Annotated in this window: 19 protein-coding genes; 10 read left to right on the forward strand and 9 right to left on the reverse strand. The window is 37.5% G+C overall.

Translation table 11 applies throughout. The features are described from left to right. Window positions 1-40 precede the first annotated feature (40 nt). The 3 genes from INR75_RS05660 to pyrH form a co-directional block, all read right to left on the reverse strand. Window positions 41-2500, reverse strand: a complete 2460-nt coding sequence (locus tag INR75_RS05660) for a DUF5686 family protein (RefSeq protein WP_223091123.1) — start codon at window positions 2498-2500, stop codon at window positions 41-43. A 118-nt stretch (window positions 2501-2618) separates the two neighbouring features. After that, the gene (gene frr, locus INR75_RS05665; RefSeq protein WP_084841145.1) at window positions 2619-3173 is read right to left on the reverse strand and encodes a ribosome recycling factor; all 555 of its coding nucleotides are present in this window, start codon (window positions 3171-3173) and stop codon (window positions 2619-2621) included. A 31-nt stretch (window positions 3174-3204) separates the two neighbouring features. After that, on the reverse strand, window positions 3205-3912 hold the full coding sequence (pyrH, locus tag INR75_RS05670; RefSeq protein WP_092540034.1) for a UMP kinase: 708 nt from the start codon (window positions 3910-3912) through the stop codon (window positions 3205-3207). Window positions 3913-4096: 184 nt separating this feature from the next. Here pyrH and INR75_RS05675 point away from each other — a divergent pair, with 184 nt between their 5' ends. The 5 genes from INR75_RS05675 (at window position 4097) to INR75_RS05695 (ending at window position 10869) form a co-directional block, all read left to right on the forward strand. Then, window positions 4097-4786 (forward strand): zinc metallopeptidase, encoded by a 690-nt coding sequence (locus INR75_RS05675; protein ID WP_223091124.1) that lies wholly within the window; start codon window positions 4097-4099, stop codon window positions 4784-4786. Between the two features lie 148 nt (window positions 4787-4934). Continuing rightward, window positions 4935-7898, forward strand: a complete 2964-nt coding sequence (locus INR75_RS05680) for a GEVED domain-containing protein (protein ID WP_223091125.1) — start codon at window positions 4935-4937, stop codon at window positions 7896-7898. Window positions 7899-7964: 66 nt separating this feature from the next. After that, the gene (locus INR75_RS05685) at window positions 7965-8726 is read left to right on the forward strand and encodes an exodeoxyribonuclease III (RefSeq protein WP_092540037.1); all 762 of its coding nucleotides are present in this window, start codon (window positions 7965-7967) and stop codon (window positions 8724-8726) included. 15 nt (window positions 8727-8741) lie between these two features. Further along, window positions 8742-9692 (forward strand): OmpA family protein, encoded by a 951-nt coding sequence (locus INR75_RS05690; RefSeq protein WP_092540038.1) that lies wholly within the window; start codon window positions 8742-8744, stop codon window positions 9690-9692. A gap of 139 nt (window positions 9693-9831) precedes the next feature. Further along, window positions 9832-10869: an NADP(H)-dependent aldo-keto reductase gene (locus INR75_RS05695; protein ID WP_223091126.1), complete on the forward strand. Its 1038-nt coding sequence runs from the start codon at window positions 9832-9834 to the stop codon at window positions 10867-10869. A gap of 45 nt (window positions 10870-10914) precedes the next feature. Here the strand turns inward: INR75_RS05695 and INR75_RS05700 are convergent, their stop codons facing one another. The 6 genes from INR75_RS05700 to panC are packed head-to-tail and all read right to left on the reverse strand — an operon-like array spanning window position 10915 to window position 16829. Further along, window positions 10915-12039 (reverse strand): M23 family metallopeptidase, encoded by a 1125-nt coding sequence (locus tag INR75_RS05700; RefSeq protein WP_255584653.1) that lies wholly within the window; start codon window positions 12037-12039, stop codon window positions 10915-10917. 44 nt (window positions 12040-12083) lie between these two features. Continuing rightward, window positions 12084-13448, reverse strand: coding sequence for a DNA repair protein RadA (radA, locus tag INR75_RS05705; protein WP_223091128.1), 1365 nt, complete (start codon window positions 13446-13448; stop codon window positions 12084-12086). A gap of 14 nt (window positions 13449-13462) precedes the next feature. Further along, window positions 13463-14611 carry an alpha/beta hydrolase gene (locus tag INR75_RS05710; protein WP_223091129.1) on the reverse strand — a complete coding sequence of 383 codons (1149 nt, stop codon included), beginning with the start codon at window positions 14609-14611 and terminating at the stop codon, window positions 13463-13465. A 33-nt stretch (window positions 14612-14644) separates the two neighbouring features. Next, on the reverse strand, window positions 14645-15610 hold the full coding sequence (locus tag INR75_RS05715) for a lysylphosphatidylglycerol synthase transmembrane domain-containing protein (RefSeq protein WP_223091130.1): 966 nt from the start codon (window positions 15608-15610) through the stop codon (window positions 14645-14647). A gap of 11 nt (window positions 15611-15621) precedes the next feature. Next, window positions 15622-15972, reverse strand: a complete 351-nt coding sequence (gene panD / locus INR75_RS05720; RefSeq protein WP_092540044.1) for an aspartate 1-decarboxylase — start codon at window positions 15970-15972, stop codon at window positions 15622-15624. Window positions 15973-15977: 5 nt separating this feature from the next. Next, window positions 15978-16829, reverse strand: coding sequence for a pantoate--beta-alanine ligase (gene panC / locus INR75_RS05725; protein WP_223091131.1), 852 nt, complete (start codon window positions 16827-16829; stop codon window positions 15978-15980). Window positions 16830-16939: 110 nt separating this feature from the next. Here panC and INR75_RS05730 point away from each other — a divergent pair, with 110 nt between their 5' ends. The 5 genes from INR75_RS05730 (at window position 16940) to INR75_RS05750 (ending at window position 23267) form a co-directional block, all read left to right on the forward strand. Continuing rightward, window positions 16940-17752, forward strand: coding sequence for a glycogen/starch synthase (locus INR75_RS05730; RefSeq protein ID WP_223091132.1), 813 nt, complete (start codon window positions 16940-16942; stop codon window positions 17750-17752). 14 nt (window positions 17753-17766) lie between these two features. After that, the gene (locus INR75_RS05735) at window positions 17767-19323 is read left to right on the forward strand and encodes a DUF4270 domain-containing protein (RefSeq protein ID WP_223091133.1); all 1557 of its coding nucleotides are present in this window, start codon (window positions 17767-17769) and stop codon (window positions 19321-19323) included. Window positions 19324-19336: 13 nt separating this feature from the next. Next, window positions 19337-21184, forward strand: coding sequence for a glutamine--fructose-6-phosphate transaminase (isomerizing) (gene glmS, locus INR75_RS05740; protein WP_223091134.1), 1848 nt, complete (start codon window positions 19337-19339; stop codon window positions 21182-21184). A 218-nt stretch (window positions 21185-21402) separates the two neighbouring features. Continuing rightward, window positions 21403-22911 (forward strand): F0F1 ATP synthase subunit beta, encoded by a 1509-nt coding sequence (gene atpD, locus INR75_RS05745; RefSeq protein ID WP_084841161.1) that lies wholly within the window; start codon window positions 21403-21405, stop codon window positions 22909-22911. Window positions 22912-22982: 71 nt separating this feature from the next. After that, window positions 22983-23267 (forward strand): F0F1 ATP synthase subunit epsilon, encoded by a 285-nt coding sequence (locus INR75_RS05750; RefSeq protein ID WP_092540050.1) that lies wholly within the window; start codon window positions 22983-22985, stop codon window positions 23265-23267. Window positions 23268-23331: the final 64 nt, after the last annotated feature.

Below are 23331 nucleotides of genomic sequence, written 5' to 3' on the forward strand. Positions count from 1 at the left end.
AGCCTAAAAATCAGGTTTTTGAGCATTAAACTCGCTTATTTTAAAACCTGATGTTCAAGGTGAATTTAAAAGCAAAGTTCTGGCTAAAGCCAGGTAGGTGATAAGAACCGTAACGATAAGCGGTTGAAAGTCCAAACCCAGAGATGATCTTGTTAATTTCTAGACCAACTTCAGAGTAGCCCTGATCTAAACTTTGAAAGTCGATATTTTGGTGACGATCCATATGACCAATATCACCAATGGCATGCCTGCTAATTAATACAATTTCAGGCTGAAAGAAATTAGAGAATTTTATTGGTCGTAATTGATGTCTCATGTGCAACATCGCAAGTCGGTCGCTATAAAATTCGTTATAATACATGGTTTCGAAACTGGTTTTTCCCGCAACAGAGAATCGTTTTAAAACTGCTTCCTGCCTCGATGAGTTTGGATAGGCATGAAATGTATGCGTTAGCGGTAAAGTTCCTGTTGCATAATTTCCTTCCAAAATAAATTCGGTTCTAGAAAGATCCAGCCTGCTAATCGTATATTCTAATTTTAAGCCTGTTCTTAAAAAGTTGAAGTCGCCATTTGCAACATCAGCAAAACCTTTGTCGATCTGGGCTGTGATCCTTGGGTAGTGGCGCTCAACCAAAATAGATTTTTCTGGAGTTTCAAGATATTCGCTAAAAGGCTCCCAACTAAAAGAAATTCCGGCGGTGCTTACGGTATATTCAGGATATAGCTCGCCATTGTATAAAAATGCATAATCCCTGGCGTTAAAAACTTCGGTTTGACTAAAACGAATTTCAGAAGATAATTGCGGATTTATACGATGTTCTAAACCAGCGTAATATTGTTTGTAATTATAAAAGAAGTTAATATTTACGAATCTTGGCTCGATTAGATAAAATTTTGGCGGTGCTTTTAGATAATCAAAACTAGCCACTTCTTTTATATCTCGGGTATAGCCCAGCTTTAAATTGGTTCCGGTAGAGCGATTAAGATAAATATTCGTGTTTAGGTTGTATTTCGCTTTCTCGTCGCCAAAACCATATACAAAATAACCGCCTACATTAAACTTTTTTGATAATCGATCGTTAGTTTTTCCGCCAACTCCAAGGCGAACACCTTCAAAATTATTGTACTTAAAAAGTTTACTTAGCTGCAAATCCCAAAAAGCTAATGGATAATAGCCGTTAGCCATTGCTTTTTTAACTTCGATCTTTCTTTCGATATTTCGGGTTTTAATAATGCTGTCTACATAAATAGAAGTAGCTTCATCTTTTGTGGTGTAAGGTTCTTTTCGATTAGACTTCCAAAAATCTTCCTGTTGTTGGTTTGCTTCTGGAATAACCGAGATTGCTGCTGAAGGCTTTTCGATTTTCGGAATAGTGTTCAGCTGATAATCGTAATTTACCGTCGTGGCGTCCAGGTAAAGATCGGTATCGATCGGGTCGTTATTAAATATGCTTGAAATAGATAAACGACGCTGTATGGTGCCCAGTGAAATATTTCCGCCGAAAACCGATATATCTTTACCTCCTGTGCCAGGCCTAATTTTAATGTCTCGTTTTTTAAGAAGCCAAACTTTTTTATCAGTATCGAAATCATAATCTTCATGAATTTCAAGATCGATCTCACCAATTAATCGGGTTTCTGTTTTTTGTATTCCGTAATTTAAAGTATCCAGATGAATCACACCTTCTAACCCGGCAATTACTTCTTCTCTTTTTGGTTTAAAGTAGATCAAATAGGCTGGTCGCTCTGCATTTAAAGTGTCCAGGATGCGATATTCGTAATTTCTGAAGGCATTTTTTGCCAGTGGCCCGGCATATTCGGTTTGAAAAATTGAATAATTATTCTCATAAAAAGAGGTGGGATAAATATCCAAACTTAAAACATCATAGATAGGTTTTTTAAATCCTGCGGTTTTTAAACCTAAAACCTCTTCTTTGCCTCCGTGTTTTTGGTTGTAGTTATGTTTTGTAACTTTTTCTGAAAGATAAGCCCTGGCAACATTTACGATAGTAGCAATTTCACTGTTTGTACTATCTGTAGTAAGCTGGATAGGATTTTTCTCGTTGTCTATAAGGAATTTTGAGTATGATCGATACTCAAAACCATCTAAAGCTTCTCTTGGATCATTAATTTCCCTGTTTTCGATCGCTTTTTCGATAAGTTTGTTCGCAGGATTGCGATAAGAGGAAATATAAACAGTGTTTAATTTCTCATAATCTGGATAAAGCTGAAGTAAAACTGTTTTATTTTCTTCGGAAATTTTAAAATCTCGCGTGTAAAAGCCAAGATAAGAAACTGAGATTTTTACTGCCTTTTTTCCTTCTAGATCAAGCTGAAAACTACCGTCGATTTTCGATAATATCGGGCTACTTTCTTTAATACTTATTTTAGCATAAGCCAAAGCTTCGCCGGTGATCGCATTGATCACTTTTCCCGGGATTTGTTGTGCATTGGCAAAAAATCCTGTAAGAATAAGAAGAAAGGTACAAACTAATCGCATATATTATTCCTGGGAAGTTTCAGATAAAAAGATGCACAAAAAAAGCCAAATTAGGACCGCTACAAACAGTAAAAAGCAATCCCAATTTGACTATGTTTTTTAGAAATTATTTCCATCATTAAATGGTCATAATTTCTTTCTCTTTATTTTCTAAAATACTATCTATTTTAGCAATGTATTTATCGGTAAGTTCTTGAATGTCTGCTTCAGCATTTTTTTGTAGATCTTCAGAAACATCAGTTTTCTTAAGCTCGTTGTTTGCTGTTTTACGATCGTTTCTTACACCAACTTTAGCATCTTCAGCTTCAGCTTTTGCTTGTTTTACCAATTGTTTACGGCGCTCTTCAGTTAATGGCGGTACGCTAATAATTACGCTATCACCATTATTCATTGGATTAAAACCAAGGTTTGCCTGTAAAATTCCTTTTTCGATATTAGGAATACTTCCTTTTTCAAAAGGTTGAACAGAAATTGTTCGGGCATCTGGAGCGTTTACATTCGCAACCTGATTTAAAGGGGTTAAAGAACCGTAGTATTCTACCATTACACTTCCTAGCATACTTGGGCTGGCTTTACCGGCTCTAATATTTAGTAATTGCTTGTTTAAGTGAGAAATGGCTTTTTGCATCCCTTCTTCAGCAGAATCTATGATTAATTCAATTTCCTCTTCCATGATGTGTTATTTAAACTGTATCTTCTGGTTTTTATAAATTCACTTTTGTTCCTACATTCTCTCCGGTAACTACTTTTATTAGGTTTCCTGGAGTGTTCATGTCGAAAACAATAATTGGTAATTCGTTTTCCTGGCTTAATGTAAAGGCGGTTGTATCCATTACTTTAAGGCCTTTTCTAATCACATCGTCAAACGATATAAAATCGAATTTCGTTGCTTTTTTATCTTTTTCTGGATCTGCGGTGTAAATTCCATCTACTCGTGTTCCTTTTAAGATAACATCTGCTTTAATTTCGATAGCTCTAAGCACTGCAGCAGAATCTGTTGTAAAATATGGATTTCCTGTTCCTCCTCCAAAAATTACTACTCTGCCTTTTTCAAGATGTCTAATTGCTTTTCTTCTAATAAAAGGTTCTGCAACTTCATTAATCTTAATTGCAGATTGTAATCTTGTTTGGATGCCGGCATCTTCTAATGCGCTCTGCAGCGCTAATCCATTGATTACGGTAGCAAGCATTCCCATGTGGTCTCCCTGTACACGATCCATTCCGCGACTTGCACCTGCAACTCCTCTAAAAATGTTACCACCACCAATCACAATCGCAACTTCTACACCCTGGTCGATTACAGATTTAACTTCTTCGGCATACTCTGCCAGTCTATCGGGATCTATACCATATTGGCGGTTTCCCATTAATGCTTCTCCAGATAATTTTAAAAGTACTCTTTTGTATTGCATGGCTAGTTTTAAAGATGAGTGCTGCAAATATAGCTAATATCTTAATTTGAAAAATCTTATCAATTAAAATTCTAAATCTTAAGAATAATTTAGTATTTAAATTAGTTGTCAAACTGTCTGTAGTATTCAAAATGGCTGGATTTTTGTTATTTTCATTTTAATAATTGTTGAAAAAGAAATAAAAATGATTGGATATTATTTGATAGCAGGAATCATGTTTATCGTGAGCCTGTACGTAAGTAATAAGCTTAAGAGTAAGTTTAAGAAATATTCCAAAATGCATTTGCAAAATGGAATGAGCGGTAAAGAGATCGCTGAAAAAATGTTGCATGACAACGGTATTCACGATGTAAAAGTGATTTCTACACCGGGAATGCTTTCAGACCATTATAACCCGAGCAAAAGAACAGTGAATTTAAGTGAGGGTGTTTATGCTCAAAGGAATGCTGCTGCGGCTGCCGTAGCTGCGCACGAATGTGGGCACGCTGTACAGCATGCAAAGTCCTATGGTTGGTTAAAGATGAGAAGTGCCTTAGTGCCAGTGGTTAGCGTTGCTTCTAATTTATCGCAATGGGTAATATTGGCAGGTTTGGTTTTGCTTTACACCAGCACTTTAGGACCTACTATTTTCTTTATTGGGATTATACTTTTTGGGATGGGAACTCTGTTTAGTTTTATCACGCTTCCGGTAGAATACGATGCAAGTAACCGAGCATTAGCCTGGCTGGAAACCGAAAATATGCTAACAAGACAAGAGCATGATGCGGCGAAGGATTCTTTAAAATGGGCTGCAAGAACCTATGTTGTGGCAGCTTTGGGTTCTCTAGCTACCTTGCTTTATTTTATTGGGATCTTTATGGGATCTCGTGATTAGGTTTAATCAGAAATACAAAATATCGAAAAGCAGGTGATCAGGTCACCTGCTTTTTTGTTTATAAGAATGCTAATTGCTGAATAATTTTAGGTGATATACTTCATTATTCTTTAATTTTGAATAATGTGCGATGATCTAAAATGCTCTGATGAATAGTAAACTACTTTATTTTCTGCTGATATTCTCTTTTTTTACACTGAATTTTTATGCGCAAAAAGATATAGCCAAACCTGTTTTTAAAGATTCTGCTCAGGCTATTTTTTCTGAAGCTATTTCAGAAAGTAGTTTGGTTCCTCCAAAAGATGAGCATAAAATATACAATCCTAGAAATCGTGGGATCAATAAAGTAGTTCCCGGTAAAGGATATCCAAAAGGAGTTGATGCAGCATTGCAAAGTAAAAAAGGAAAAATCCCCTCCAGAGCGCCAATTTTAAACTTTGATGCGGTTACGACAAGATCTACACCATCAGATCCTACAGGGGTTGCTGGATTAAATCATTATTTAAATGCCTGGAATTCGGCTTTTTCAATTTATGATAAAGAGGGGAATATTTTAATGCCCCCGGCATCTTTAGCCAGTATTGGTGGAGAGTTTGAAGATGAAACTTTAGGTGATCCTATCGTAGTTTACGATCAATTTGCAGATCGCTATTTAATAAGTCAATTTAGTGATACACCAGAGAGTTTTTTGATCGCTGTTTCTCGAGGACCAGATCCGGTAAACGATGGCTGGTACACTTACCGCTTTTCTACAAATAGAGTACTGCCAGATTATCCAAAAATTTCAGTGTGGAGCGATGGTTATTATATCACCACAAATAAAAATTCGAATACGGCAGATCAAAGCCAGGTGATCTATGTTCTTGAGCGCGACCAAATGTTACAGGGAGAAACTGCTCAAGTTGTTTCTTTCCCTTTGCCGGGTATCGAAACCAATGGTTTTTATAGTCCGGCAGGATTTAATGCTATGGGAAATAATATGCCGCCAAGAGGTAATGCACCAATAATTTATCTTCAAGATGATGCCTGGGCGGGAGTGCCAGAAGATCATTTAAAGATTTGGCTTATAAATGTAGACTGGGATAATTTAAATAATTCTACTATAGAGGAATCGCAACAGTTAGGATCTGCAAGCGGAGTTTCACCATTTACTGCAACTTTTGACGGAGGGGCTTTTAGCAATCTTGCGCAACATGGTAACGCTCCAGATTTGGATGCATTGCAAGCAACAATGATGTACATGACGCAGTATCGAAGATTTTTAGATCATAATTCGGTAGTGCTGAATTTTGTGGTCGATGTAGATCCAACCCAGGCCGAGCATGCCGGGATTCGATGGTATGAATTGCGTCAATATGGAGATGACAGCGATTGGATCGTTCACCAAGAGGGAACTTATGCACCTGATAAAAGTGACCGATTTAGCGGAAGTATAGGAATAGACGACCAAGGAAATATTGGTTTGGGATTTACGGTTTTAGACGATAGTCCTGGTGATCCTATTTTTCCATCTATTCGGTATACCGGTAGATACGAAGGTGACGAAATAGGTATAATGACGCTAGAAGAGCAAAGCCTGGTTGAAGGACAAAGCCCGAACCCAAGTTCACGATATGGTGATTATGCGCATCTAACGGTAGATCCTTCAGATGGGATCACTTTTTGGCATAATGCCGAATATTTTCAGGGAGAGAATAGGCTTAATCATGTAGGCGTTTTTAGGTTAGCTTCAGATCTAACTAGAGATGTTGGTATTACAGAGATCGTATCTCCAATCGATGCAAGTTTAGGTGCAAATGAGCAAATTACTGTAACGATTAGAAACTTTGGTGTTAGCGCACAATCTAATATTCCGGTGAGTTATCGCCTTAACGGAGAAACGGTTAATGATGTGTATACAGACAGAATTGAAGGTTCCTCTTCAGTAGATTTCACTTTTTCTGAAACAGCAGATCTTTCTGAAACAGGGGAGTTTTATGAGATTGCGGTTCAAACAAATTTAGATGGCGACCAAAATTCGGCTAATGATACGATTTCTAGAATTATAAGAAACTTACCGCCAAGAGATGTTGGTGTTACCGCTGTAAATGCCCCGGTAACTTCAGAAAATCTTGGGAGAAATGAAGAAGTTTCGATCACTTTAGAAAATTTTGGAGGCGAACCACAAAGTGATATCCCGGTTTGGTATCAGGTAGGAAGTAACAATCGGGTAGAAGAAACCTATCCGGGAACAATTGCGGTTGGGGCAGATGCAGTTTACAACTTTCAGCAAAGCGCTAATCTTTCAGTAGATGGCCGATATATGCTAACTGCAGGAACACAACTTCAGGGTGATTTCGATCCTTCTAATGATTCCGAAGAAGCTTCCGTAGCAAACCTTAATTGTATTCCAGAAGGTTCAGATTGTGACTTTGGCGACGGTATTTCTTATTTTGAACTTGGTGATATTCTTAATGAACGAATTCCCTGTACCGATGGTTATGGTGATTTTATAAGTTATGCTACCAATTTAGATCGAGCTGAAGAAAATTATACGTTAACCGTAGAAACCTTTTTTCAGGCAGAAGGTGATGAAGAGCGATTTTCTATGTGGATCGACCTGGATGATGATGGTGAATTTGATGATGACGAGCGATTAATTACTTCACAGTCTTTAACGCAGGCGAATACAGCTTTTCCTTTCGATTTTACCTTGCCAGAAAATGCTCCACTAGGGCAACATTTGCTAAGAATTAGGGCTGGGGATGTGCGATATGAGGGCGATCTAAATAGTCCTTGTGATGTTATGGCTTATGGGACAACGCACGATTATTCAGTAAATATTATTGATAGCGAGTTAGATATTGAAGATTTTATTCTGAATGAAGCCGAATTGAAGGTTTTAGACGAATTTAATGGGCATTACCGAGTGGTACTGGAAACTAGTTTTGACGAAACATTACGAATCACGGTGCATAATGTATTGGGACAAAAGATGCTCGAAAATAAAGTAGAAAATAGCGGTGATGCTTATATCTACGATCTAGATATGTCTTACGCTGCACGCGGTGTTTACCTGGTAAGGATTGGTACCAGGCAGGTGGGAAAAGTGAAACGTTTTATTGTTAAATAGAGATGTTAGATCATAGGATCTTGCTTTAAAAATTAAACACCTTATTTTTGCCCAAAATCGATAAAAATGAAGATAATTTCCTATAACGTAAACGGAATACGAGCAGCAGTAAGAAAAGGCTTTTTAGATTGGATACAGCAGGCAAACCCAGATGTGATTTGTATTCAGGAGATAAAAGCAAATCCAGATCAGTTAAATTTAGATGAATTTACCGAAGCTGGTTATCCTTACCAATACTGGTATCCGGCGCAAAAGAAAGGTTATAGCGGAGTTGCAATCTTAAGTAAAACCGAGCCAAATCATATCGAATATGGCACCGGAATCGATTATATGGATTTTGAAGGTCGAAATATCCGAGCCGATTTTGACGGAGTTTCAGTAATGAGTTTGTATTTGCCTTCAGGAACAAATATCGATCGGTTAGAGTTTAAGCTGAAGTATATGGCAGATTTTCAGGAGTACATCGATAAACTGAAAAATGTTGTTCCGAATCTCGTGATTTGCGGCGATTATAATATTTGTCACGAAGCCATAGATATTCACGATCCTGTGAGACTAAAAAATGTTTCAGGATTTTTACCGGTAGAGCGCGAATGGATCGATAATTTTATGAAAAGCGGTTTTATAGACAGCTTTAGATATTTTAACGATGAACCAGATCAATATTCGTGGTGGAGTTATAGAGCAAATGCCAGAGCAAATAATAAGGGATGGAGAATTGATTATAATTTAGTTGCTTCGCCATTACAAGAAAAATTAAAACGTGCCGTTATATTACCAGAAGCCCATCATAGTGACCATTGTCCTATATTAGTGGAGCTTGAATAAATTAATTTTAAAAAAATGAGAAAAACCATATTAGCTATTTCTGGAAGTGTTTTAATGCTTACTTCCTGTGTTTCTTCAAAAGTGTATAAAGATCTTGAAAGTCGGCACGCCGATCTAAAGCGAGAAAATCGAGAGCTAAATTCAGAATTAGAACGATTAAAAGGTGTAGATGAAGAACTTGCAGAGTTGAAATCTGAGCACGAAAGTCTTACTGCTGAAAGGGATAAGCTTAAAAGTGATCTTGCCAGTTTGCAATCTAATTACGACAATTTAAAAAGTTCGTACGATGCGTTAGAGAAAAATTCTTCCGCAGCAATTGCAGAGAATTCTCGTCAAAATCGTGACTTGTTAGCGCAGCTTGAGGAAAAAGAGAAAGCTCTTGCAGCCGAGCAGGCGAGATTAGAAAAACTAGAGAAAGATCTTGCAGCTCGCTCTAAACGAGTAAACGAGTTAGAAGGTTTAATTGCAGCCAAAGACGCCAAAATGAATGCTTTAAAAGATGCTATCTCAAAAGCTTTAACAGATTTTGAAGGCAAAGGTCTTACCGTAGAGCAACGTGATGGAAAAGTATATGTTTCTATGGAAAATAAATTGCTTTTCAACTCTGGTAGCTGGGCAGTAAATGCAGATGGTCGCCAGGCGGTAAATCAATTGGGAAATGTACTGGCGCAAAATCCAGATATTAGCGTATTGATCGAAGGTCATACAGATAATGTTCCTTATGGCGGCAACGGGCCGCTAAAAGATAACTGGGATCTTTCAACCAAAAGAGCCACTGCTATCGTGCAGATTCTTAGAAATAACAACAATATCGATCCGCAAAACTTAACCGCTGCCGGTCGTGGAGAATATGCGCCTGTCGCTAGCAATGATACTGCGGAAGGAAAAGCGAAGAACCGAAGAATCGAAGTGATTCTTACACCAAAATTAGATGAGGTGACCAAGCTTTTAAACGAAGTCGACTAATTTTTCTACGGAAATAAATTTTCTAGGGAAAGTTAATAATATTGAAATGTCCTTTTGAAGTTTTCAGAAGGGCATTTCTTTTTTAATATTTGTTTGAAATTCGTCGTTTTTGACGAACATTTTTTCTGAAATAAAATCTATGAAGTACACAACTTTACCAAATACCGATATTAAAGTGAGCAAGATCTGCCTGGGCACCATGACCTGGGGAGAACAAAATACTGAAGCTGAAGGGCACGAGCAAATTGAATATGCGCTAGATCAGGGAGTAAATTTTCTGGACACAGCCGAAATGTATTCGGTGCCGGCACGACCGGAAACGCAAGGAAGCACAGAGAAAATTATAGGAAGCTGGTTAAAGAAAGCAAAGAAGCGAGAAGATATCGTTTTGGCATCTAAAGTTGCCGGCCCGGCAGAAATGGTTTCTCATGTTCGGGAAAATATGGGCTTTGGTAAAGAAGCAATTAACGATGCGATCGATAAAAGTTTGAAGCGGTTAAACACCGATTATTTTGATCTTTATCAGTTGCATTGGCCAGAGCGAAATACTAATTTCTTTGGAAAACGTGGTTACAAACATCAGGAAGATGAAGAGTGGCAGGATAATTTTAAAAGCATTTTAGAAAATCTTCAGGAGTTAGTGAAAGCCGGGAAGGTTCGTCACGTTGGATTATCGAATGAAACGGCTTATGGCTTAAGCAGATTTTTGGAAGAAAGCAGGCTTCATGATCTGCCAAAAATGATCACGGTTCAAAATCCATATAGTTTGTTGAATAGAAAAGATGAAATAGGACTTACAGAAGTTCTTCATCGCCAAAATGTTGGTTTACTGCCTTATTCTCCGCTTGGGATGGGAACGCTATCAGGAAAGCACTTAAACGGAATTGTAGAAAATACTCGCCTAAGTTTATTTCCGCAGTATAAAAGATATTCCGGAGAAATCGCAGTTGAAGCTACCAAAGCTTACAAAGAAGTTGCGATAAAACATGGATTAGCGATGCCGCAGATGGCGCTGGCTTTTGTAAATCAGCAGCCTTTTGTAACCAGTAATATTATTGGTGCCACAAAAATGGAACAGCTAAAAGAAAATATTGCAAGTATCGATCTTGAACTTTCTGATGAGGTTTTAGAAGATATCGAAAAAGTACACGAAAAATATCCAAATCCGGCGCCTTAAGTTAGTAATTGGCTGAAGGCTGATTGCTAACAGCTACAAGCTGAATCACAACGGAGTCACCAAACTTTTATGAATAAATGATGCGCTTTTGTTTTTAGGTCGAACATGGTACCAATCACCGGTTTTTCCTAAAAGCTGAAGCGTATCCTTGTTTTTTGCCTGTCCTAAGATCTGGGATCTTGAAGTTGTTGGTTTGTCCCGAAGATTTGCAATACTGCTTTTGGTAATTAAACTGGTCGATTTTTTATCGAATTTTGAGATTTCAGGTTTGAATTCTTCAGCTTGTTCTACGAAGTAAAGCGGATTTATAGCGCCGTGTTTATAGATTCCAAAATGTAAGTGAGGCGGAGTAGTTCTTGCATTACCCGTATTGCCTACGAAACCTAAAGTATCTCCTGTTTTTACACTTCCAGAAGTTTTAGCGATACTGTCTAAATGCGCATAATATAAAGATTGACCTCTTTTGGTGTCGCGTAACCAAACTTGTTTGCCGCCAAGACCTTTTTCGCCGGTAAAACCAATGCGACCATTAGTTGCGGCAAGTACGGGTGTACCGCGCTTGGCAAAGATATCGATACCTTCATGGCTACGAGCACCGCCATCTCTGGCAGCTCCCCAATAACTTTGGATGTTGCTGTTTTGTCCTCCGGCTACCGGAAAAAAATAAGCCGGTTTTTTATCGAATTTCAACACAAAGTCAGTTTGCGTTTCTATCGCAGGCTGAATTACAATTTTGTAATTCCCAGATTGCTTGATTTCATATTGAAATAATTTCTGATCGATTTCAGCACTTTCGATTTTGTCGAAACTTTTAATGCTATCGCCCGTTATTCGGTAAAAATCGATAAAAACGAGGTCGTTTATAGAATCGGTAAAGATTTCAAAATTAAAGATCTCTCCGATATTCAAATTCATTTCGTAAGCGTAAATGGGAAAAGATTTGGGCAAAAAATGCCCATTTTCGGCAAAAGGAAGTTCTATTTTTAAACTATCCTGAAGTCCTGTTTCGTGCTGTTGTTCCCAAAGTGAATATAACTCGTCTGAAATATTAAAATCGCGCTTATAAACCTCCTTTGCAGTTGGATTTGTAATAAAATCTGTTGCTTTATTTAAGCGAGAACAGGACGCAAAAATTAGGGCTAGAAATATATAAAATAAGAACTGCTTCAAGTTTTTCAATTTTTTGTAAAATAGAAGCAGTAACTATGCCATACTTATGCGAAAAGCTGACTCACAACATCTTCAATCTTAGAAACTTTGATCACTTCAATAGTATAAGAAGTTTTTGGAAGTTTACTTTGTTTAGAAATCACAATCTTAGCGAAACCAAGTTTTTCGGCTTCTAAAATTCGTTGATCTACTCTGGTTACCGGTCTAATTTCTCCTGCCAAACCAACTTCAGCAGCAAAACAAATATCTTTCTCGATCGCAATATCCTCGTTAGACGATAAAATAGCAGCAACAACGGCCAGATCGATCGCAGGATCGTCTACGCTAATTCCGCCGGTAATATTTAAAAAAACATCTTTTGCGCCCAATTTAAAGCCTGCACGTTTCTCTAAAACAGCCAAAAGCATATTTAGTCGCTTTACATTATAACCGGTTGCAGATCGCTGCGGAGTACCATAAACGGCGGTGCTCACTAGCGCCTGAATTTCGATCATCAACGGGCGCATGCCTTCTAAAGTACTGGCGATGGCGGTGCCACTTAGATCTTCGTCGTTTTTGCTAATTAATATTTCTGAAGGATTACTTACTTCACGCAATCCGCTGCCCTGCATTTCGTAAATCCCCAGTTCGTGAGTACTTCCAAAACGGTTTTTATGAGAACGAAGAATTCGGTATACATGATTGCGATCACCTTCGAATTGAAGCACGGTGTCTACCATGTGCTCTAAAACCTTAGGCCCGGCAATACTTCCTTCTTTGGTGATATGGCCTATTAGTATTACAGGCACATTACTTTCTTTAGCGAACTTTATTAATTCAGATGTAGTTTCGCGAATTTGAGAAATACTTCCGGGTGCGCTTTCAATATAATCACTATGTAATGTTTGAATCGAATCGATGATCACTACTTCCGGAGAAACCTCTTCAATTTGCCTAAAGATATTTTGCGTTTTGGTCTCTGTAAGGATATAGCAGTTTGTCGAATTTGGGTCGATACGCTCTGCCCGCATTTTTATTTGCTGCTGGCTTTCCTCTCCTGAAACGTATAAAACTTTGTAAGGGAAACTTAACGAAATTTGAAGTAGAAGTGTACTTTTTCCAATACCCGGTTCACCGCCAAGAAGTGTTAAGGAGCCGGGCACGAGTCCGCCTCCTAAAACACGATCTAATTCGTTATTTCCGGTCTTCCAGCGGTATTGTGGAGCGGTTTCAATTTCATTTAAACGCAAAGGTTTAGCAACACGTTTTGCTTCGGTTTTTGCTGAAGATTTCCAGGCTTTTTTGTCTGGTTTTTCAACAATTTCTTCAACTATCGTATTCCAGTCTCCGCAAGAATTACAACGTCCCTGCCATTTAGAATACTGCGCGCCACAATTTTGGCAATAATATGCTGTTTTTACCTTCGCCATAGCCGCAAAGATAATTAAAGGCCGTGTTCTTTTTTAATTTCGTTAGCTCTTTCAAGCATAAAATCGATATTTAAAAACGAAATTGCCTCTTGCCCGTAGGCTTTTTTATAAGTTTTAATCGCTTTTTCGGGGCTACCAGTCTCCTCTGCCCATCTGGCTTCAAAGTACGTGGCCAGCATAGTGTTTGGATAATGTTTTGCTGCCAAGTCACTTAGGCCTAAAAAGTCTTCCCAACGTCTTGTTTTTTCGATTGCCTGGTTGATGGCCAGAAAGTCGTTTAATCTTATTTGTTTCTGAAGACCAAAAAGTTCGTCGATGGTGTTGTATTTATCCTCTAAATATTCTGAAAGGCTTATACTGGTTTGAAGCAATTTAGTTTGATATTCTTTTTGCGAGATTGGACGATAAATTTCAAAAATATTATCGATTGCTGAAGGAATTGCTTTTCCTACCAAAGAGTAATGCGTGGCGTTTTCAAAATTATCAAACTTATAGTTTAATTGCGTATTGTTTAAATCTTTTATCTGGGCATCGAAAGCATTTATAGATTCTTGTAACTGCGGAATATCATCTGATGCTGTAGCAAGGTAATACCATAGTTTTTTTTCTGTCCTTTCAAAAACTTCACCCAGGCGAACGTTCATTTTTGGGGCATAATCTGGACTTAGATTAATATAAGCGTCAAAAATTGGGTTGTCCTTTAAAAGATAAAAGTTCATAAAGTTGGCAGTAAGGTCATGGCCAACAATCACGTGAAATGGAGCTACGCGATATTTGTTAGCGATGCTTTGCATTAATTCCATTCCTAAGAATTCAAAAAAATCTGCACCTTCTGCGCTAGGTAAATAACGGTTTTCATCATAGTATGAATCGGCCTCACGGCTGCGATTTTGGTTCACCCCAACAACGATCATTTCTGGAGCGTCTTCCCAGTACGAGTAATAATCTACCATTCCTGCAACAGGTTCAAATAGATAATCACCATCCAATACCAGCACTACCGGATAAAGCTTTTCTGTATTTTTTTCGTAGTTTCTTGGTAGCTGAATTTTAATATTTCGGCTGGCACCTAACTTTTCTGAAGAGATCGTCTCATAGGTGGTTTGGGCAGAAATTATCCACGGAAAGATAATTACCACCGCTAAAAGTAGTTTTTTAATCATAGGTGTTTATTTAGCGACGTTCAATATAGATAATTATTTCCTTCTGTTGAGGATTGGAAGGAAAATAAATGAAAGTCCGCCAAGAGCGAGGTTTAAGAGCGTTTGTGAAGCCCAAACTACCCAGCCAAAAGCTTCGCCTCCTTGCCTTGATATACTAAAAAGTGTTAACACGCCGCCAATTGCAATAGGATAAACACCAATACCACCATTAGTTACAGAGATGGCAAAGGAGCCTACCACGAATGCGGCTAAAATTGCGCCAAAACCTACATCACTGGTTTCGGGAATAGCAAAGGTGGCTACGTAGAACATCATTACATACATTGCCCAAATGAAGATTGTATGAAAGATAAATGCCCATTTTTGTCGCATTTTCAAAATGCTTCGCATTCCTTCAAGCAAGCCTTTTGCAAAGTCTTTGATCTTTTTAAGAAATGGAATTTTTGATTTTTTAATTAGAATTAAGGTAAGTGTTCCTAAAATAACTAAAATTACAAAAGCACCAATGGTAAAAACTGGATTGATGTTATTTTCAGCAAAATAGGTAAGTACATTTTCAGTTTGAAGTATAACTGCTAGTGAAATAATACTTAAAAGGATAATTAGGTCGGCTAACCTTTCAGAAATTATGGTTCCAAAACCTTTTTCAACAGGAATATCTTCGTAAGTTTTTAAGGTTGCTGCTCTTAGAAATTCGCCAGATCTTGGAATTCCCAGGTTTGCCAAATATCCAGCCATTACCGCCATAAAGCTGTTTCTGAACTTCGGTCTGTAGCCTAAAGGTTCTAACATGAATTTCCATCTATAAGCACGGGAAAGGTGAGAAAGTGTGCCTAAAATCAAAGAAAAGCCAACCCAAAATGGATCAGCTTTTTTAATGTTTCTAATAAGTTCTGCTCTTTCAGCAGGAGTTGCACTGTTATAACTATACCAGATTAAAAAAATCCCCAATAAAAGGGGGATTATAGTTTTTAGTATCTTTTTAAGTTTAGGATTCAAACAGGCAAATTTTAGTTAAGCAAATTGTTTTCTTCGTTAGGAAAAACGATTGCAGGTTTAAAACTTTTAGCTTCTTCGAAATCCATAAGGGCGTAACAAATTAAGATAAGAACGTCACCCTTAGCTACTTTTCTGGCGGCAGCCCCATTTAAAGTGATCTCACCAGAATTTCGTGGTCCAGGAATAGCGTAAGTTTCTAGGCGCTCGCCGTTATTGTTATTAACGATCTGTACTTTTTCGCCTTCGATTATGTTGGCGGCGTCCATCAAATCTTCGTCGATGGTGATACTACCAATATAATTTAGATCGGCACCAGTTACTTTAACACGATGAATTTTAGATTTTACTACGTGAACTTGCATGATTTTTAATTATTGAGAGCAAGATTATCGATTAGCCTAATGTCTCCTGCATAAGCAGCGATAAAGGCGCGATAGTGTTCTCCCTCTCTTTTTTCAGTTAATTTCTTTAAAGTTTTAGCATTGGATATTTCAAAATATTCCAGTTCTAAGAACGGATAATTCTTAAATTGTTGTTCTACCCATTCATTAATATAATTTGCACTTTTTGTGCCAAAAAGCGTTTTCGTTTCTTTTAGCGTTTCAAAGATAAAGGCTGCTTTTTCGCGTTGCAAATCATTAAGTCGTTCGTTACGGCTACTCCTTGCAAGACCGGATTCTTCTCTTAGGATAGGGCAACCAACGATTTCAACAGGAATATTCTCTATTTCGGTGAGCTTTCTTATAATTTGTAATTGCTGGTAATCTTTTTCACCAAAGAAAGCTTTGTTAGGTTGTACAGCCTTAAATAAAAGTTTCACTACTGTTCCTACACCGTCAAAATGTCCGGTTCGGTGTTTTCCTTCCATTACGATGTCGAGTCCGTCGAAATCAAAATGTTCTGAAGCGATCAAATCACCGTATAATTCATTAGCATTTGGAGTAAAAACAATAATTTCTTCAGAAATATTCTTAATTAAATTAATGTCTTTTTCGAGATTCCTGGGATACTTTTCCAGATCGTCTGGATTATCAAATTGTGTTGGGTTCACAAATATACTTACAACAACCTGGTCGCAGGATTTAAGTGCTTCTTTTACAAGGTATAAATGCCCATCGTGTAAAGCGCCCATGGTTGGAACCAAACCAATGGTTTTACCGGCAAGCTTTACCTGTGATAAGCGTTGATCTAAAAGTTCTTTTTCTTTAAAAACCTGCATCGTAATTTAAAATTAACAGCGTGCAAACTTAATATATCTCTGGCAATCTGCATAAAATTTTGTAATTTTGCGTGTTTTTTGTTCGCAACCGCACTTTAAAGAAAAATTATATGAAAGATAAGAGGATATTGTACGTCTCGTCTGAAGTTATACCTTACTTACCTGAAACCGAAATATCATCCACATCTTTTGAAGCCGCAAAAATGGTGAATAACATTGGAGGGCAAATTCGAATTTTTATGCCAAGATTTGGTAATATAAATGAACGACGCCACCAACTACATGAGGTTATTCGGCTTTCTGGGATGAATATGGTGATCAATGATCTAGATATGCCATTGATCATAAAAGTTGCTTCTATCCCAAAAGAAAGAATGCAGGTTTACTTTATCGATAATGAAGATTATTTTAAGAGAAAGGCTACGTTATCTGATGAAGATGGTAATCTTTTTGATGATAACGACGAACGAGCCATCTTTTTTGCAAAAGGTGTTATCGAAACAGTTAAAAAATTAAACTGGTCTCCAGATGTAATTCACGTTCATGGTTGGTTGGCTTATATGCTGCCATTATACTTAAGACATTTCTACGGAAATGAGCCGCTCTTTAAAGATGCAAAAATTGTGACTTCTATTTACAATGAAAACTTTGAAGGGACGTTAAATGAAGAGATGAGAGATAAAGTCTTGTTTGACGGAATGGAAAAAAGAGATCTTAAGCATCTTAAAGAACCAAGTTTTGTGAATTTGGCCAAAACGGCTGCAGATAATTCAGACGCTGTAATTGTTGGTAGTGATGATCTACCAGAAGGTTTACTGGATTATTTGAAAAAAATCAATAAACCATTACTTCCGTATAAAACAAGAGAAGAATTCTCACAGGCATATCAAGATTTTTATACTACAAAAGTATTAGCGGAATAGTAATTCTTATTTACATGAATTTATACAGAGGGATTTTAAAAATAACAACAGTATTTGTTGTTATTTTTCTTTTAGCATCTTGTGATGATGATTTTAGCAATATAGGAGGAGAGATTATAGAGAATCCATCGGGGGTGCAATTACGAGAATACGATATCAATGCATATACCGTAGACTTAAAATCTATCCAAACCAATACACCAAATCCAAAACTTTTGGGAGTTTATAATCACCCGGTTTTTGGGGAGAAGTCTGCAAGTGTGTTATCGCAGTTGCGTTTAGGAACTACCTCGCCAGAGTTTCCAGAAGGGGCTATTTTGGATAGTGTGGTTTTAAACTTACCTTATTTTAGTAGAGAAGATGTAGATGATAACGGTGATCCAATATTCGAGTTAGATTCTGTTTATGGTGATGGTGGTTTTCGATTGAGTATTAGAGAATCTCGATATTTTCTTAACGATCTGGATCCTTCAGAAGATTTTGAGAGAGCCCAGCGATATTATTCAGATCAGCAGTCGCTTTTCGAGCAGTTTCTTACTGAAGATTCTATATATGTGAACGAGAATTTTGTCCCTTCAACAGATAGAATTCGTTTTATAGGTGAAAATGACGAAGGAGAAGCAGATACAACTTACAGTGCTCCAGCTTTAAGAGTTCATTTAAATAGAAACTATTTTCAGCAAAAGATCGTAGATATGGAAGGAAGTGCAGAACTTTCTAGTGCCAGCAATTTCTACGATTATTTTAGAGGTTTAATGTTTAAGGCAGAGCCTATTGCTAACGAAGGTAGTATGGCTTTATTTAATTTTACAGGAGCCGATGCCGGTATAAATATTTATTACTCTTATCTTCAGGAAACTACAGATGACGATGGAGAAACGGTAGAAGAAACTTTCGTAGATAGTTTAGGAATCGATTTTGGAGCTAACATTGTAAATACATTCGAAGGAGAATATCCAGAGCAAATTCAGCAAAACATTGCCAGTGGCTCAGAAAATCTTTATCTTGATGGCGGTGAAGGTACGCTTGGAGTAGTTGAATTATTTGATCAGGAAGACCTTGCAGATCTTAGATCTCAAAATATTTTGATCAATGAAGCAAATCTTGAACTTTATCTGAATACAGATTTAATGAATGGTGCAAACGCTCCTTCACGTCTTTATCTTTACGATCTTAGTAATAATGCGGTCTTGATCGATTATAGTCTAGATCCTAGTGCGAATCAAAATGATCCTTTGAATTCTAGAACCATTTTTTCTTCGTTGCCCGAAACAGATGAGAGTACTGGAGAAACGAAATACACTTTAAGATTAACTCAGCATGTTATTAATCTTTTAGAAAATGATTCTACAGGTGTTAGATTAGGTGTTTCGGTAACTTCAAATATTCAACAAACTACAAATGTTGCGGTAAGAGAAAGTATGCCAGATATTCCTGGAGAGGATGATGTAGAAGTGGCTCCTGCTGCCTCGACGATTACTCCAGAGGGTGCGGTGTTTTACGGTTCTGGATCTTCAAACGAGAATAGACGACTTAAGCTAAGGGTTTACTATACAGATACAGACCTGTAACCCAAATCTTAATATGTGCGGAATAGTAGGATACATTGGGCATAGAGATGCTTACGATGTTGTTATTAAAGGTTTAAAACGTTTGGAGTATCGCGGTTATGATAGTGCAGGAATAGCACTTTATGACGGTGAAGCTTTAAAGGTTTGCAAAACCAAAGGAAAAGTTGTTGATCTTGAAAAGAAAGTCCAGGAATCTATTACTTCAAATGGTTCTATTGGGATAGGTCATACCCGTTGGGCAACCCACGGGCAACCAAACGATACAAATTCACATCCACATTTATCGAATTCTGGTAATCTTGCGATCATTCATAATGGGATCATCGAGAATTACGATTCGTTGCGAAAAGAATTAAAAAAGCGTGGATATACCTTTCAAAGTGATACCGATACTGAAGTTCTTGTAAATCTTATAGAAGATGTAATTAAGAATGAAGGTGTGAAGCTTGGTAAAGCAGTACAGATCGCTTTAAATCAAACAGTAGGAGCTTATGCTATTGCTGTTTTTGATAAAAGGAAGCCAGATGAAATTGTTGTTGCCAGATTAGGAAGTCCTTTGGCAATAGGTATTGGTGATAATGAATACTTTATAGCTTCAGATGCTTCCCCTTTTATCGCCTATACCAATAATGCGATCTATCTTGAAGATGGTGAAATGGCTGTAGTAAGACACGGTAAAGAAGTAAAAGTTCGCAAGATCCTTAATGATTCTGAAGTTGATGCCTACGTTCAAGAACTACAACTGAATTTAGAGCAGATCGAAAAAGGAGGTTACGAACACTTTATGCTCAAAGAAATTTACGAGCAGCCTAATGCAATTCGCGATACCTATAGAGGTAGATTACTTGCTGATAAAGGCATCATAAAAATGGCTGGTGTAGACGATAATCTTGATAGAATATCAAAAGCCAACCGTATTCTTATTGTGGGTTGTGGAACGTCATGGCATGCAGGTTTGGTAGCTGAATATATCTTTGAAGATATGGCGCGTATTCCGGTAGAGGTGGAATATGCTTCAGAATTTAGATATCGAAATCCCGTAATTACAGAAAACGACGTGGTAATCGCTATTTCCCAAAGTGGAGAAACGGCAGATACCATGGCTGCCATAAAATTAGCCAAAGAAAAAGGAGCTTTTGTTTTTGGTGTTTGTAATGTGGTAGGATCTTCGATCTCTAGAGAAACCATGGCTGGTGCTTATACACATGCCGGGCCAGAAATTGGTGTGGCTTCAACAAAAGCATTTACTACACAGATCACCGTTTTAACTCTTATGGCGTTAAAACTTGGTAAGTACAAAGGAACCATTTCTGCTTCAGATTTTAGATTGCATTTACAGGCGCTGGAAGCCATTCCGCAGAAAGTAGAAAAGCTACTGCAATCAGATAAAGTGATAAAAGAGATTGCCGAAACCTATAAAAACACAAGAAATTGTATCTATTTAGGAAGAGGTTATAATTTTCCGGTAGCTTTAGAAGGCGCACTTAAACTCAAAGAGATCTCTTATATTCATGCTGAAGGTTATCCGGCAGCAGAGATGAAACACGGGCCGATAGCATTGATTGATGAAGAAATGCCGGTTGTGGTTATCGCTGTTCGAAAAGGACACTACGAAAAAGTGGTAAGTAATATTCAGGAAATAAAATCCAGAAAAGGAAAAATTATAAGCGTAGTAACAGAAGGTGATACCGAGGTTAAGGAACTTGCAGATCACGTGATCGAAATTCCTGAAACTATCGAGTCTTTTACACCTTTGTTAACTACGATTCCGTTACAATTACTGTCTTATCATATTGCAGTCATGTTAGGCAAAAATGTAGATCAACCCCGAAATCTTGCAAAATCAGTAACCGTAGAATAAGGTAAGTACAGGATAATAATTCTTATTTTTTAAGTACTTTTACTGCGTAAGACTTAACTTTTTAGGCTATAAAAAAAGTTATTTCTTTGGAAGTATGAAATTATAAAGAAAAAACTATCTTTGCAGCCAAATTTGTGGCCTATTTTCATTTATAGATTTATAAATCAGTTAGGTAGGTTGTAGGTAGATTTAAATAAAAAACATTAAAGAAATTAATAATGTCTAAAGTAACAGGTAAAGTTGCCCAGGTTATTGGCCCTGTAGTTGATGTTTCCTTCGACTCAGATAACGAATTACCAAAGATCTACGATTCTTTGGAGATTAAAAGAGAAGATGGTTCTATTTTAGTTTTAGAGGTACAAACTCATATTGGAGAAGATACTGTTAGAGCTATTTCTATGGATTCTACAGATGGGTTAAGCCGTGGTGTAGAAGTTGTAGCTACCGGAGCTCCTATCCAGATGCCAATTGGAAGTGATATTTACGGGCGTCTATTCAACGTAGTTGGAGACGCTATCGATGGATTAGGAAATCTACCAAAAGCTGGTGAAGCTGGATTGCCAATTCACCGTGAAGCTCCAAAATTCGAAGACTTATCTGTTTCTACTGAAGTTTTATTTACTGGTATTAAAGTAATCGATCTTATCGAGCCTTATGCAAAAGGTGGTAAGATTGGATTATTTGGTGGTGCTGGTGTTGGTAAAACTGTACTTATTCAGGAATTAATTAACAATATCGCGAAAGGTCATGGTGGTCTTTCTGTATTTGCCGGTGTAGGTGAGCGTACTCGTGAAGGTAATGACCTTCTTAGAGAAATGCTTGAATCTGGTATTATCAAATACGGAGATGATTTTATGCACTCTATGGAAGACGGTGGATGGGATCTTCAAAAAGTAGATAAAGATGTAATGAGAGAATCTAAAGCTACTTTCGTATTTGGACAGATGAATGAGCCACCAGGAGCACGTGCTCGTGTTGCCTTATCTGGTCTTACAATCGCAGAATACTTCCGTGATGGAGCAGGAGAAGGGCAGGGTAAAGATGTTCTTTTCTTCGTAGATAACATTTTCCGTTTTACTCAGGCTGGTTCAGAGGTGTCTGCACTTCTTGGTCGTATGCCATCGGCGGTAGGTTATCAGCCAACTCTTGCAACAGAGATGGGTGCGATGCAGGAAAGAATTACTTCAACTAAAAATGGTTCGATTACATCTGTACAGGCTGTTTACGTTCCTGCGGATGACCTTACCGACCCTGCACCAGCGACAACTTTCGCTCACTTAGATGCAACAACTGTACTTTCTCGTAAGATTGCCGAGCTTGGTATTTATCCTGCGGTAGATCCTCTGGATTCTACTTCAAGAATTCTTACTCCAGAGATCTTAGGAAAAGATCATTACAATTGTGCACAACGAGTAAAAGAGTTATTACAGCGTTATAAAGAATTACAGGATATTATTGCGATTCTTGGTATGGAAGAACTTTCTGAAGAAGATAAACTTGCGGTATCACGTGCAAGACGTGTGCAACGTTTCCTTTCTCAGCCATTCCACGTAGCAGAGCAGTTTACGGGTCTTAAAGGTGTGCTTGTAGATATTAAAGATACTATTAAAGGATTTAATATGATTATGGATGGTGAGTTAGATCATCTTCCAGAAGCAGCTTTTAACCTTAAGGGAACTATCGAAGAAGCTATCGAAGCTGGAGAGAAAATGCTAGCTGAATCATAATAGTATAGAGCTATTAGTGGTTGGTGATCTAGAACTAACTACTAACTACTCAGTACTCAATACTAAAAACTATGTATTTAGAAATCGTAACTCCAGAAGCAGTTGTTTTTCAAGCCGAGATCGATGCGGTTAAAGTTCCTGGAATGGATGGTGAGTTTCAGATGCTTAATAATCACGCGCCAATCGTTTCTACTTTAACAGATGGTACGGTAAAGATTAATCTTGCTGCCTCAAGTACTGATGTAACTTCAAAGTTATCTTCAGATTTTAAACAAGAAGGAAAAGAATTATTCTACCCAATTAAAGGTGGAGTTTTGGAAATGAAAGATAATAAAGCGATCATTTTAGCCGACTAAAATAATTCTGACATTATATAAAAAAGCCTGTTGTTTTCGCAACAGGCTTTTTTTATTTCTATTT

Origin of the sequence: Zunongwangia sp. SCSIO 43204 (assembly GCF_019904275.1) — a bacterium.
Classification (GTDB): domain Bacteria; phylum Bacteroidota; class Bacteroidia; order Flavobacteriales; family Flavobacteriaceae; genus Zunongwangia; species Zunongwangia mangrovi.

Excerpts from the sequence above, each read along its gene's own strand:
- INR75_RS05695 (WP_223091126.1), top strand. The coding sequence starts at position 9,832 with ATGAAGTACACAACTTTACCAAATACCGATATTAAAGTGAGCAAGATC.
- INR75_RS05685 (WP_092540037.1), top strand. The coding sequence starts at position 7,965 with ATGAAGATAATTTCCTATAACGTAAACGGAATACGAGCAGCAGTAAGA.
- INR75_RS05675 (WP_223091124.1), top strand. The coding sequence starts at position 4,097 with ATGATTGGATATTATTTGATAGCAGGAATCATGTTTATCGTGAGCCTG.
- panD (WP_092540044.1), bottom strand. The coding sequence starts at position 15,972 with ATGCAAGTTCACGTAGTAAAATCTAAAATTCATCGTGTTAAAGTAACT.
- INR75_RS05710 (WP_223091129.1), bottom strand. The coding sequence starts at position 14,611 with ATGATTAAAAAACTACTTTTAGCGGTGGTAATTATCTTTCCGTGGATA.
- frr (WP_084841145.1), bottom strand. The coding sequence starts at position 3,173 with ATGGAAGAGGAAATTGAATTAATCATAGATTCTGCTGAAGAAGGGATG.
- INR75_RS05660 (WP_223091123.1), bottom strand. The coding sequence starts at position 2,500 with ATGCGATTAGTTTGTACCTTTCTTCTTATTCTTACAGGATTTTTTGCC.
- panC (WP_223091131.1), bottom strand. The coding sequence starts at position 16,829 with ATGCAGGTTTTTAAAGAAAAAGAACTTTTAGATCAACGCTTATCACAG.
- INR75_RS05680 (WP_223091125.1), top strand. The coding sequence starts at position 4,935 with ATGAATAGTAAACTACTTTATTTTCTGCTGATATTCTCTTTTTTTACA.
- INR75_RS05730 (WP_223091132.1), top strand. The coding sequence starts at position 16,940 with ATGAAAGATAAGAGGATATTGTACGTCTCGTCTGAAGTTATACCTTAC.
- atpD (WP_084841161.1), top strand. The coding sequence starts at position 21,403 with ATGTCTAAAGTAACAGGTAAAGTTGCCCAGGTTATTGGCCCTGTAGTT.
- INR75_RS05735 (WP_223091133.1), top strand. The coding sequence starts at position 17,767 with ATGAATTTATACAGAGGGATTTTAAAAATAACAACAGTATTTGTTGTT.
- glmS (WP_223091134.1), top strand. The coding sequence starts at position 19,337 with ATGTGCGGAATAGTAGGATACATTGGGCATAGAGATGCTTACGATGTT.
- INR75_RS05690 (WP_092540038.1), top strand. The coding sequence starts at position 8,742 with ATGAGAAAAACCATATTAGCTATTTCTGGAAGTGTTTTAATGCTTACT.
- INR75_RS05750 (WP_092540050.1), top strand. The coding sequence starts at position 22,983 with ATGTATTTAGAAATCGTAACTCCAGAAGCAGTTGTTTTTCAAGCCGAG.
- pyrH (WP_092540034.1), bottom strand. The coding sequence starts at position 3,912 with ATGCAATACAAAAGAGTACTTTTAAAATTATCTGGAGAAGCATTAATG.
- radA (WP_223091128.1), bottom strand. The coding sequence starts at position 13,448 with ATGGCGAAGGTAAAAACAGCATATTATTGCCAAAATTGTGGCGCGCAG.